General features: G+C 61.3%; 11 protein-coding genes. 8 read left to right on the forward strand and 3 right to left on the reverse strand.

Annotation, left to right across the window (positions count from 1 at the left end; genetic code table 11):
- Positions 1–62: 62 nt before the first annotated feature.
- From SIB46_RS04385 to SIB46_RS04400, 4 genes are read left to right on the forward strand one after another with little or no spacing between them, the layout of a single operon-like run.
- Positions 63–803: a response regulator transcription factor gene (locus tag SIB46_RS04385; protein WP_413297705.1), complete on the forward strand. Its 741-nt coding sequence runs from the start codon at positions 63–65 to the stop codon at positions 801–803.
- Positions 800–1,903, forward strand: coding sequence for a sensor histidine kinase (locus SIB46_RS04390; protein WP_413297322.1), 1,104 nt, complete (start codon positions 800–802; stop codon positions 1,901–1,903). The genes SIB46_RS04385 and SIB46_RS04390 overlap by 4 nt, the downstream gene beginning before the upstream one ends.
- Complete coding sequence (locus tag SIB46_RS04395; protein ID WP_413297323.1) at positions 1,900–2,664, forward strand: pseudouridine synthase; 765 nt, start codon at positions 1,900–1,902, stop codon at positions 2,662–2,664. Before SIB46_RS04390 ends, SIB46_RS04395 begins: the two co-directional genes overlap by 4 nt.
- Positions 2,661–3,518 carry a helix-turn-helix domain-containing protein gene (locus SIB46_RS04400; protein ID WP_413297324.1) on the forward strand — a complete coding sequence of 286 codons (858 nt, stop codon included), beginning with the start codon at positions 2,661–2,663 and terminating at the stop codon, positions 3,516–3,518. The genes SIB46_RS04395 and SIB46_RS04400 overlap by 4 nt, the downstream gene beginning before the upstream one ends.
- Here SIB46_RS04400 and malQ read toward each other — a convergent pair.
- Together malQ and SIB46_RS04410 are read right to left on the reverse strand one after the other, a co-directional pair.
- Entirely contained in the window at positions 3,476–4,885 is a 1,410-nt protein-coding gene (malQ, locus tag SIB46_RS04405; RefSeq protein ID WP_413297325.1) for a 4-alpha-glucanotransferase, read from the reverse strand. The genes SIB46_RS04400 and malQ overlap by 43 nt on opposite strands.
- Positions 4,882–6,042, reverse strand: coding sequence for a Coenzyme F420 hydrogenase/dehydrogenase, beta subunit C-terminal domain (locus SIB46_RS04410; RefSeq protein ID WP_413297706.1), 1,161 nt, complete (start codon positions 6,040–6,042; stop codon positions 4,882–4,884). The genes malQ and SIB46_RS04410 overlap by 4 nt, the downstream gene beginning before the upstream one ends.
- Before the next feature lie 87 nt (positions 6,043–6,129).
- Here SIB46_RS04410 and SIB46_RS04415 point away from each other — a divergent pair, with 87 nt between their 5' ends.
- On the forward strand, positions 6,130–7,317 hold the full coding sequence (locus SIB46_RS04415; protein ID WP_413297326.1) for an LCP family protein: 1,188 nt from the start codon (positions 6,130–6,132) through the stop codon (positions 7,315–7,317).
- A 3-nt stretch (positions 7,318–7,320) separates the two neighbouring features.
- On the opposite strand, the gene SIB46_RS04420 is transcribed toward SIB46_RS04415, so the two are convergent.
- Positions 7,321–7,794 (reverse strand): hypothetical protein, encoded by a 474-nt coding sequence (locus SIB46_RS04420; protein WP_413297327.1) that lies wholly within the window; start codon positions 7,792–7,794, stop codon positions 7,321–7,323.
- A gap of 51 nt (positions 7,795–7,845) precedes the next feature.
- Here SIB46_RS04420 and SIB46_RS04425 point away from each other — a divergent pair, with 51 nt between their 5' ends.
- From SIB46_RS04425 to SIB46_RS04435, 3 genes are read left to right on the forward strand one after another with little or no spacing between them, the layout of a single operon-like run.
- Positions 7,846–8,841, forward strand: a complete 996-nt coding sequence (locus tag SIB46_RS04425; protein ID WP_413297328.1) for a ribose-phosphate pyrophosphokinase — start codon at positions 7,846–7,848, stop codon at positions 8,839–8,841.
- Between the two features lie 5 nt (positions 8,842–8,846).
- Positions 8,847–10,016, forward strand: a complete 1,170-nt coding sequence (locus SIB46_RS04430) for a glycoside hydrolase family 10 protein (RefSeq protein WP_413297707.1) — start codon at positions 8,847–8,849, stop codon at positions 10,014–10,016.
- Positions 10,017–10,055: 39 nt separating this feature from the next.
- Positions 10,056–12,080 carry a hypothetical protein gene (locus tag SIB46_RS04435; protein WP_413297329.1) on the forward strand — a complete coding sequence of 675 codons (2,025 nt, stop codon included), beginning with the start codon at positions 10,056–10,058 and terminating at the stop codon, positions 12,078–12,080.
- Positions 12,081–12,253 lie beyond the last annotated feature (173 nt).

The raw sequence follows: 12,253 nt of genomic DNA on the forward strand, positions 1-12,253 counted from the left end.
CAGATCTTCGGTGAGCCCGTTTTGAGCCTCCAAATAACACGATTAACATTTACGTAGAGCTAATCCGCCCTGCTTCCGTGGCCGTCAGCCCTCCGCCCCAGGCACCACCGACACGGCTCTTGGTCGTTGAGGACGATGACACCATCCGCGAAACCATTGCCGAGGCCCTCAGTAGCGAAGGCTTTGAAGTGGATGCCGTTGGTAGCGGCAGCACAGCACTGGAGCGTTTCAAGGGATCACCAGATAACCCCTCCTGCGATTTAGTTCTGCTCGACCTGATGCTCCCTGGCGTCAGCGGCCTCGATGTCTGCCGCTATGTGCGCCGCCGCGGCTTTTCAACGCCGATCATCGTGGTGAGCGCCCGCGATAGTGAAACCGATCGGGTGGTGGGCCTGGAGATTGGCGCCGACGACTACTTGGTGAAGCCCTTTGGCATGCGCGAGCTGGTGGCCCGCTGCCGCGCGCTACTGCGGCGCAGCGCCCGCAATGGCGATAGCGGCGCCAAAGAAGTGCTGCGCTTCGAAGACATCACGCTCTATCCCGAGGAGTGCCGCGTCACCCGCGGCGGCCAAGAGGTGAACCTCTCCCCCAAGGAATACCGCCTGCTTGAGGTGTTCATGCAAAGCCCCAAACGGGTCTGGAGTCGCGACAAGTTGCTTGAGCGGGTTTGGGGCATCGACTTCATGGGTGACAGTAAGACCGTTGATGTCCACATCCGCTGGCTACGCGAGAAGTTGGAGACCAATCCCAGTGCGCCCGTTTACATCCTCACCGTGCGCGGGTTCGGCTACCGCTTCGGATGATTGAGACGTTGCGTCGCTGGCTGGGCCGGCCGCGTCAACAGGCGATTCGTTCGCGGCAGTTGCTCGATTGGTTGGAGGAGGCCTCTCAAGGTTTTTTGGTGCTTGATCGTGCCAACCGCCTGCAGCATCTCAATGGCCGTGCTCGCCGCCTGCTGGGCATTAGCAGCGAGCAAGTGGTGAAAGGCCGCTATCTTCTTGAGGTGGTGCGCTGCCACCAATTGGAAGAATCGGTGCGCAAAGCGCGCTCCGGTGATGGGCGTCAACGGGTGAGCTGGACCAACAGCACCGTGAGCCCCACCCCACTGCATCCTGAGCCGATCCGCAGCGAACCGCTCGAGGCCATTGCCATCGCAGGGCGCAACGGCTCCATTGGGGTGTTTCTGCAAAGCCGCCAATCTCTCCAAGCCCAACAAGACCTGCACCAACGCTGGGTGAGCGACGTGGCCCATGAGCTGCGCACACCGCTCACGGCGCTCTCGCTGGTGACCGAAACGCTGGCCCTCAATCCAGATCGAAAACAAGAGGTTCAAATCGAGCGGCTTCAGCGGGAGCTCAACCGCCTGCAGCAATTGGTGGCCGACCTGCTCGAGCTCAATCGACTGGAATCCTCCGCGGCGGCCAACCGGGTGGAATCGATGGGCAGAGTGGAAATCCGTGAGCTGGCTAGCCAGGCCTGGCAAAGCTTGGCCCCACTCGCTGAGCAACGCAGCGTTGAGCTCGTGATCGAAAGCAGTGGCAGCCACCCGGTGCGCGGCAATGCCTCACGACTCCACCGGGCCCTGCTCAATCTGCTCGATAACGCCCTGCGTTACAGCCCCGATGAAACCTCGGTCGAAGTGCGGCTACGGCAGGAGGGCCGCTGGGAGCGCATTGAAGTGCGCGATAGCGGCGATGGCTTCAGCCCGGAAGATCTACAGCACATGTTTGATCGCTTCTACCGCGGGGACCCCTCACGCTCGCGGGGCAAGCGGGTGGGCAGTGGGCTGGGCCTGGCCATCGTCGAGCAGATCGCCCATGCCCATGGCGGCCATATCAAGGCTAAAAATCACCCCGATGGCGGAGCGGTGGTGCAGCTCTCGCTGCCAGCCAACAAGGCATGAGCAGCCAGCGCCAACGTCTGCAAAAGGTGCTCTCCCAAGCGGGTGTTTGCTCAAGGCGGCGGGCCGAAGAGCTCATGCGCCAAGGCCGCGTCCTGCTCAATGGCCGCCCGGCCAGCCCAGGGGATCAAGGCGATCCGCTGCGTGATCGCATCTTGGTGGATGGCGAGCTGGTGCCGCCGCCAGCTGATGAGCTCACGGTGCTGCTGCACAAACCCAGGGGGGTGCACAGCACCTGCTTCGACCCCCGTGGCCGGCGAACGGTGCTGGATCTGCTGCCCGCCGAACTCGCCGAAGGGCAGGGGCTCCATCCGGTGGGGCGGTTGGATTGCGACAGCCGAGGTGCCTTGCTGCTCAGCAACAACGGCGCCCTCACCTTGGCCCTCACCCACCCCCGCTTCAGCCACCGCAAGAGCTACCGCATCTGGGTGAGTGGCCATCCCGATAGCGCCGTGTTGCAGCAATGGCGCCATGGAGTGCTGCTCGATGGCCGACCCACCCGGCCAACCGAGGTACGAGAACTGCAGCAAGACACCGATCACAGCCAGCTAGAGCTGGTGATGAGGGAGGGCCGCAATCGCCAAATCCGCCGTGTGGCAGAGCAACTGGGACACCCGGTGCGTGATCTGTTGCGGGTCAGCATCGGCCCAGTGCAGCTGGGCGACCTACCCAGCGGCCACTGGCGGCGGCTGCATCCAGACGAACAGGCGGCGCTGAATGCCGTCACATTGGCGGCATCCCGTCAAGAATCCAGGCAGCATTGAGCGGCGTTCGTTCCACCATGGCCAGCCTCAGCGCACCGATCACCGCATTGCGCCAGCGCTTCTCTGGCCGCAAGAGCAGAGGCGTGGCTGGCGAATTGGATCTCGGCGATCCCCAGGTTCAGCTGCAGCAATTGGGTGATCGCTTGCGTGAACGACGCGAAAGCCTCGACCTCACCATGCGTCAGCTGGCGCTCGACACGCGGGTCAGCACCCCGGTGATTGAAGCGCTCGAGAAAGCATGGAGTGATCGCCTCCCGGAAACAGCATTCCTGCGCACCATCATCGACAAGCTGGCCGATCGCTTGGAGCTCGATGCCGATGAGATCGTTGCCACGCTGCAGCAAAACCTGCCAAAGCAAACCAACCGATTTGGTCGCCGCCACGGCCCGCTCACCCGCTTCACCCTGAGCTCGATTGAACTGTTCAACACCTGGCAGGGCACCATTGCCTACAGCCTGCTGGTGGCCGGTGTGGTGTATGGCTTGAACCTGCAGCACCGCCAGTTGCAATTGGCCCATCGCCAAAGTCTGCAGCCGATCGCTGCCAATCCAGTCAAAGCGAGCGAGGTGGGCCAGCGGCCTGAGATCTCCGCGAACGAGCAGCTGCTGCGGCTGCACCCGGATTTGTTGCCACTGCAGCAAACCCCGCCATCACCGCTTGAACGGCTCGCCAGCAACGACAATCCCAGCTCAACAGTTCAGCCGGCGCAAGGAACGTTGCAGCTCACCCTGCCCGAAGGGGTGACGCCTGAAGACGTTGGCGTGCAATGGAACGGCCAACCCCTTAAGGCGGATCCTGCCAAACCCAACACCTATTCCGTGCCGCTCTGGGGTGCGCCTGAACCTCGCTCGTAGCAAGCCGCCAGTTGCTGCAAACCGCTGAGGTGCCCATCGAGCGCATCGAGATCACCCTGTAATTGCCAGCTCCAGTTGCCTGAGGCTGTGCCTGGGGTATTGAAACGGGCCTCATCCCCCAGGCTCATCAAATCCTGCAGTGGCACCACCGCCAAATCCGCCGTGGATCCCAGGGCCAAACGCAACAGCTCCCAGCCCGGTGCTTCCACGGGGTGACCAAGAACCGACTGCACCTGCTGGCGCTGCTGATCACTGAGCTGTTGCCACCAGCCGATCGCCGTGGCGTTGTCGTGGGTGCCGGTGTAAGCCACCCACGACCCCGAAGCGAAGTTATGGGGCAAGTAGGCATTCGCTGGATCGCCATCAAAGGCGAACTGCAACACCTTCATCCCTGGCAGCTGCAAGCCATCACGCAAGGCCTCCACATCCGGAGTAATCACGCCCAGATCCTCCGCGATCAGCGGCAAGCGGCCACCACATCGTTTTTGCAACCGCTTCAAGATGGCAAGGCCGGGGGATGGCAGCCAACGGCCGTTTTGCGCGGTGTCATCGCCTCCAGGCACACTCCAGTAGCCGGCGAGTGCGCGGAAGTGATCAATCCTCAGCAGATCAAACAACTCCAGTTGCCGTTCGAGGCGCTTCAGCCACCAGCGGTAGCCATTGAGCCGATGACGGCTCCAGCGATACACCGGCGTCGACCAGAGCTGGCCAGTGGCTGAGAAATAATCCGGCGGCACACCGCTCTGCTGCTCGAGGCTGCCGTCACGCCGCAGGCTGAACAGCTGCGGCAGGCTCCAGACATCAGCGCTGTCATGGGCTCCATAAAACGGCAGATCACCCAGGATCTGCACCCCGCAATCGGTGGCAGCATCACGCAGGCGCTGCCATTGCTGCTGCAACCACCACTGCTGTTGCTTTTCCGCCTCAATCGCCGTGGCTTCCTCACGATCCAGCTGACGCAAAAACGCTTTGGAGCGGCGAGCTGCCGGCTCAGGCCATTGCCACCAGGGCTGCTGCTCAAAGCGGGTGCGCAGCACCATGAAGCGCGCGTGGTCTTGCAACCAATGGCGCTGCTGCTTACACCATTGGCGGTAATCCGCCGTGCTCTGGGCTGTCCATGGCGGCAGCGGATCCCGCTGATCCAGCAACGCTGGATTCAGCGCAAAGCCACTGGGGGAGCTGTAGGGCGAGCCGGTGCCATCGGTGGGTGCCAACGGCAGCACCTGCCACACCCCAACGCGGTGTCGGCTCAACAGCTGCAACCACTGCTGAGCCCCGGCCCCAAAACCTCCACTGGGCAAGGCGGTGACGTGCAACAGCACGCCCACCTGACGGCGGCCGCCGAGCAACTGGCGCAGGCCGCTCATGGCTGCGGCAGGCGATAGCGGCTAACGATCTTCTGAGCGAAAGCCGGCAGATGCTGCGCCAATTTCTCTGGGTGATGGCGCCTCAGCCAGGTGGCGTTGCGCGTGAAATGGGAATCGATGGAGAAGCGGGCATATTCCAGACCCTTCGGTCCTACTCGCTGCACCACCACGCCGACCACTTCGGCCAACCACCGGGGCAACCGCAGGGCCTTGTCATAGGCATCAATTCCCTGTTGCACTGCTTGGGCCCGCTGGCCTGAGCTCATCACCGGCTGGGTGTTGAGTTCAGACTCCACCAGATCCAACAGCTTTTGGCCACGCTGGTTTCGCACCACCAGCCATTGCCATTGGAACGGCGCACCCATGTAGCCAACCACCAAATCAGCACAGGCGTTGACGTAGTCAAAGCAGCTGAGGCAGCTGGGAGCAAAAACATCTTTGAGCTTGGGGGTGTCCAGCCCAAAGAAGGGAACGGTCTCGGTGCTGCCGTCGCTGTGGCGGAAATGAATACGGAAATCCTGCATGAACTCGTAGTGCACCACCGTCTCGGGTGAACGGCTGGTGCTCTCCAAAAAGGTCTGCAGGCCTTCGCGGCTGACGTTGTCCACGCAGGGCATGCCCAGCACGTAGAGCTCCTCCAGGCCAAGGCTGTCTTGAACAGCTCGCAGGGCCTGGGTTTGGCAACCCACCCCAATCGCCAGCAGGCGTTTGATGCCACTGCCTGGCAATTGCTCCAGCACCGAGAGGTTGTTAGAGAGGGTGGGCTTGTTCACCCGCGCGGCCAACACCTCAGCTGGCGTGCGGGCCAGCACCGGCATCGGCGTGAAGCGATCCTCTGGGCTCTGCTGCACACACAGCACCGCATCCACCAGGTTCTGCTCGAGGGCCCTCACCCCAAGGGTGCTGACGATGCCCGTCCATTGGGCACCCTCCAGCGGCTGCTGCAGCTGGGCGCAAAACATCCGCTCACTGACGCCGAAATAGAGCTCGTCTTCGTTGTCGAGATCGCGGCTGCGGCCGTGGGCTTTGCGCTCCAGCGACTCAAATTGCTGATGGATAAAGGCACAGGCCTGGCGCACGTAGGCCACCCAACGGCTGTCGCAGAGGCCGCAGTCGCTGCACAGCTCTTTGGCCGGACGCACCGTGCCCCTGGCCATCGGCTTGGCCTTTTGATGCGGGGCGAGGGTCAACAGACAGAGATCACCACAGGCTCCAAACTATCTGCCACTCCGTTGCCGTATGCCATGGGTGCCTGGGCCGATCTCCGCCGCAGCACACGCATTGTTTGGCGGGTGAGCCTGGCCTTTGGCGGCTTGTTGGCCGGCGTGTGGGTGGCCGACCGCTTGATCCCCAGGCAAACGATCTCGCTCGATGAGCAGCGGCCTGCCATCAGCCGCCTAGCCGAACCACCAGGCCAAGCGCAGACCGTGCTGCTCCTAGGCCTCGATCAGCCCAACCTGGGCAGCCCGGCCGAAGGCGAGATTCAGCTGATGCTGATGCTCCGCGTCCACCCCACAGGCGGGATGGACTGGCTGCAGATTCCCAGTGAGCTGGAGGTGCTGCTCCCGGGCCAGAACCAACTGGTGCCCCTGCAGGAGCTCTATCAACTGGGCGGTATTGCCCTCACCAGCGATGTGGTGAGCCAACTGCTGGGGGGCTCTGGCGAGCCCTTGCGGCCCGACCGCTACGCGCTGATCCCCATGAACAGCCTCAGCGCAGCGATTGATGCCGCTGGAGGCGTCCCGTTCCTGCTGCAAACCCCATTGCGCTACCAGGACAAAGCCGGAGGCCTCAACATCAATCTCGAAGCCGGCCAGCAATGGCTCAGCGGCGAGCAGGCCCTGCAGCTGCTGCGCCTGCGCGGCACCGGCAGTGAAGGGGCGAGGCGCCAACGCCAACAGGAACTGCTGCTGCCGATGGCTGAGCGGCTTGGCGATCCAGCCGTGGTGCCCTTGCTACCCGAATTGCTGCAAGAGCTCAACAACACCAGCAGCACCAACCTCTCCAAAGGTGAAATCCTGAGCCTGCTGGCCGCTGGCTTGCAGCAACCCAGCCGCATGCGCATCACCCGGCTGCCGCTGCAAAGCGAGGGGGGTAGCCCGAGGCTGGATCAAGGCCAAGCAGGCAGCGTGCTGGAGCGCTGGCTGAGCCAGCGCCCCCCCAGTGACAGCGACACCGCCGTGGCCGTGATGGGCAGTGATGCCATCAGCACTGGCCAAGCCCTCAACCAACTCAGGCGCGCGGGCCAACCGGCCTATGAGGCGGAATTGCCGCTGGAGGCCCCGCTGCCGCGCACCTTGATTCGCTACAGCGGCGGGCGAGCTGAAGCGCTGGCGGTGCAGCGCGCCCTCGGGCAGGGCGAATTGCAACCTGGGCCCACTCCACCGGATACGGGAATTGCGGTGCTGCTGGGACAGGACTGGCGCCCCTAGGCCTTAAGCCCCCTGGGAGGGATCGAGCTGCAGGAAACGTTGCTGCAGCAGGCTGCCAAAGGCGGCCAGCTCTTGGGGCTCATCAGGGTTCCAGCAACCCAACCAAGGCAAGGCATCGCCCTGGCGATCAGCGGGGTGCCATGGCTCCCCCACCTGCAACAGGCCCAACACAGGCACCTGCTGCTGTTGAAGCAGGGCGTAATGCAGAGCCGCTTCAGCCCGCAGGCGCTCACCAGCTGGAATCAACAGCAGCGTTGGCAGGCGCCAAGCCGCAACGGCTTCGGCCCAATCCACCAGCTCTGCGCCAGCGGAGAGCAGCAGTAGCCGTTCACCCTTGGGCGCCAGGTTTTGGATGGTTGAGCCGGCCTCCAACCAGCGCTGGGGCCCCCACTTGAGCTGATCCCAGGCCTGGGCCAGCGCCGGCATCACAGCACTGCCATGGGGACTGCAACAGAACAGACGCTCGATAGCTGTCAAAGGTGCAGGCTCGCTTCTACCATCGAAGTCTGAGAGGCCTGGGCCAGTACCGTGACCAGTTACGTGGCCACCGAGCGCAGCGTGCCGACAACAACAGCGGTCGACAGTTCAAGACTTCGTCTGTTTTGCGGCAATTCCAACCCCGCTCTGGCTCAGGAAATCGCTGGTTATCTCGGCATTCCCGTCGGTCCACGGGTCAGCAAGGGGTTTGCTGACGGCGAGCTTTATATCCAAATTCAAGAATCCATCCGCGGCTGCGATGTGTTTCTTGTGCAGCCCACCTGCGCTCCGGTCAATGACCATCTGATGGAGTTGCTGATCATGGTGGATGCCTGCCGCAGGGCTTCGGCCAGGCAGATCACCGCTGTGATCCCCTACTACGGCTACGCCCGCGCTGATCGCAAAACAGCAGGCCGCGAGTCGATCACTGCCAAGTTAGTGGCCAACCTGCTGAAGGAATCCGGGGTCAACCGCGTGCTGGCGATGGACCTGCACTCCGCGCAGATCCAGGGTTATTTCGACATTCCTTGCGATCACATTTACGGCGCTCCGGTGCTGGTGGATTACTTGGCCACCCGCGATCTCGGCGAAGTGGTGGTGGTCTCACCCGATGTGGGTGGCGTGGCCCGCGCCAGGGCCTTCGCCAAGCGCATGGACGACGCTCCTTTGGCCATCATCGACAAGCGCCGCTCCGCCCACAACGTGGCCGAAAGCCTCACCGTGATTGGTGATGTGAGCGGCAAAACCGCCGTGTTGGTGGACGACATGATCGACACCGGCGGCACGATCTCCCAAGGGGCCAAGCTGCTGCGTCAGCAAGGGGCCAAGCGGGTGATCGCCTGCGCCACCCATGCCGTGTTCTCACCCCCTGCCGTTGAGCGGCTCGCAGAGCCCGGCTTGTTTGAAGAGGTGGTGGTCACCAACAGCATCCCAGTGGCACCTGAGGACCGCTTCCCGCAGCTGCAGATGCTCTCGGTCGCCAACATGCTCGGCGAAACCATCTGGCGGATTCACGAGGAGAGCTCAGTCAGCTCGATGTTTCGGTGACACGGCTGCGCCGGTTCAGCGCCTGTGGGCTGCTGGCCAGCTTGGCCCTGAGCCTGATCTCCGCTCCAGCGCGCGCCGACTTCCGCCGCGTGGGGGTGTGGCTCACCAACAGCCCTAGCCCGCTGTACTACGACCCCGAGCGCATTGAGCGCGCTGTGCAGCAGCTTGATGCCGCTGGGTTCAACACGCTCTACCCCAATGTGTGGAGCAGAGGCGCCACCTTTCACCGCAGCCGCTGGGCACCGATGGAGCCACAACTGCAGCGCGACGCTCCTGATCTGGACCCCATCTGCCGCCTGACGCGCAGCGCCCAGCAGCGGGGCATGCAGGTGATCCCCTGGTTTGAATACGGGCTGATGGAGCCGGCTGATGCTGCGGTCGTGCAGCAAAACCCCGAGTGGGTGCTGAAGCGCTCCGATGGCTCAAGCCTCTACGCCATGCATGGCGCCAACCTCAAAACCTCGCCCCTGAAAGACCTGCGGGTGTGGCTCAATCCTGCCCATCCAGGGGTGCAAGAGCGGTTTGTGGGGTTGATCACAGAGATCGCCAGCCGTTGCAACGCCGATGGCATCCAGCTCGATGACCATTTCGCCTGGCCGGTGGAGCTCGGCTACGACAACTACACGCGCCAGCTCTACCGCCGCGAGACCGGCGAAGACCCTCCAGCCGATTTCAGCAACCGGGCCTGGATGAACTGGCGCAGGGGCAAGCTCACCGAACTCTTGCTCAGCCTGCGGATCGCCCTAGCCGAGAGCGGCGGCAATGAGCGCATCAGCCTCTCGCCGGGCCCCTTTCGCTTTGCCTACAACCAGTGGCTTCAAGACTGGGAGATCTGGGCTGTGCGGGGCCTGGTGGATGAGCTAATCGTGCAGAACTACGCCTACTCGCTCAAAGGCTTCCAAAACGATTTAGGCCAAAGCGCGATTCAACGGGCCCAAAGCTGGGGCATCCCCGTGCACATCGGCATCCTGGCTGGCTTTGGCGGACGCACCACACCGATGACCAAGCTGCACCGCAAGCTGCAGCTGGCCCATCAGCGCGGCTTTGGCGCGGTCTACTTCTATTGGGAAGGGCTGTGGGGAAAACACGCCGGCCCTGAAGGCGGCAACTTCCGGCGCCAAGGCCTGCGCCGGCGCCACGCGGAGCTCTTTGGCGAGCAGATCCTGCCCTTCTGAAAGCTCCAGTAAGGTTCCAGCCACTTCTTTTGAGAGCTAATGCCGCTGACGCTGCGCCGTCCAACGACGTCACAGCAGTGGTCCACGCGGTTGCTCGATGGGCTGCTGTTTCTGGCAGCAGCCACCGCTTTGGTGTGGAGCCTGCCGATGCGACTGCCTTGGGCAGGTCTCGACCCTGGCTGGGTTGAAGCACTGGTGCAAGCCACAGATCAGGGCCGCATTTTTGGCCGTGATGTGGTGTTCACATTTGGTCCTTATCACCAGCTGTACACAGGCCAAGTCAGTGAGAATTTCACCTTCCTTGTTTTAGGGCGGTGGATCTATGGACTGGGCTGGGGAGCAGCCATGCTGAGCCTAAGGCGGCAGGTTGGACATCCCTTCAGCTGGGCGATCTTGTTGGTCTTAGCTTTATTTACCTCACAACGACTTGATGCTCTATTCAATAGTTTTTGCCTAATCGTTACCATCACAGCAGTATGCCGAACAAAGCAAGAGTCCTTACCTCTCATCAATTACTTATTGCAGGCATCAACACTGATTCTGGGAATCCTGATCAAACTATCTTTTGTCGCACTGGCAGCACCTAGCCTCATCATCCTTCTTGGCACTGAGCTACATCAATCGGACTTTGATAAATCAAAAAAGCTTATAAAAACAATGGCCATCCCATTGATTGGGATTGGATTGATGCTTCCAGCAGGAATGAATTTTGCCGATGGCTGGCATTACATCACAGGCCCCAACAAAGAAATCGTTTCGGGATATAGCGAAGCCATGGCGCTCTACCGAAGCCGCAATGACTGGCAACAATTGCCTTACTGGCTAGCTAGCGCGGCCTGCATCAGCATCATCGCAACAGGCTTCAGGCAAAAACTTCAATGGCGTCATCGCTGGCCAGTGATCGCAACTGCACTGATCAGCACTCTGTACTTTTGGGCTCCATTCAAAGGGGGCATGGTTCGTCATGACGGCGGACACTTCCCCATGTCAGGACTGTTTCTGCTCACAGCAGGAATCGTGACGTTGGCCTTGTTTTGGGACTGCTTTCGAGGCAAGCGGCTGCTTATGGGCATACCGCTTTTACTGCTACCCATAGGCACCGGCTACACAATCAGCTCAAAACGAATGGATTGGGACTGGGATCTGTACCGCAGAACCAGACACTATGGAATCCAGCAATTCTGGCAAGCCAATGCCAATCCCGATGGCAGAGCCGCACTCTTAAAACGGCGAACAGAAGTCTTGAACCACTTGAAAACAAGAGATGATCTAACCGATCGTTTTGATCTACCTCCATCTGCAACCGCCGACCACCTGCCCTGGGACACGCTTGATGTCATCAACAACAAGCTCACCTACACCCCCAGACCAATTCCCCATTCCCTCAACGCCTATTCCAAGCATCTCCTCCAGCTCAATAGGGACTTCTTTGCAGATCCCAAGCGAAGGCCACAATTTGTACTTCTCAACCAAAAAGTAATCGACCAACGCTGGCCATCAACCGACATCGAAGGGCCAGCACTGAGCGAAATTGCGCGCCACTACGAACTGCATAGCCGTGGCACGCGCGGGGGGATCGCCATGCGTGAGCGGAGCACCCCAACTGAGCAGCAGGAACAAGTCTTGCTGCAACAAGACTTTGACCTGCGCCAGAACCGCTCGAGCAGCAAGCCAATTCAGCTACCTAAGGATCTACCGCCGGGAACCAGTGCCAGCTTCAACTTCAAGCCAAACTGGCTCTACAAGTTACGCAAAACTCTCTATAGGCCTGGATTTGTGATCCGGGCACGGGTCGACTTTGCCGACGGGAAGCACAAAAACTACCGCCTTGTACCCAGCGCGGCCCAAGAACTTCCTCTGGTGCCTCTACCAGGCAGTGATGACGAGCTATTGACCTATATCCAAGCCAAACAAGGACCCATCGAGCTCAAAATCCCTGAAGAAAAGCAAGCTGTGGCCATTCGGCTTCAACTCAGAAGGCCAGGAAGCCGCTCAGCCGAGCCCATCAGCAGATATTTCTCGAGCGTTGAACTGACGCTGCAGGGACCCAAAAGTTCGCCATGAGCTTTATGCAGATCTTGCAAGCAAGGCCAACGCAGAGAACCTGACGAACGGCTCAAAACACTTGCGGCACGAGCGATCTCAAGCCAAGAGACTGGATTTGCCTAGTACAGCAAAGCTGTAGGAAGCTTAAAGGCAATTTTTCGCCTGGGGGGGTATCCCTCCCGTAAGCCGGA

The organism is Synechococcus sp. MIT S9452 (genome assembly GCF_047304245.1).
Taxonomy (GTDB): Bacteria; Cyanobacteriota; Cyanobacteriia; order PCC-6307; family Cyanobiaceae; genus RCC307.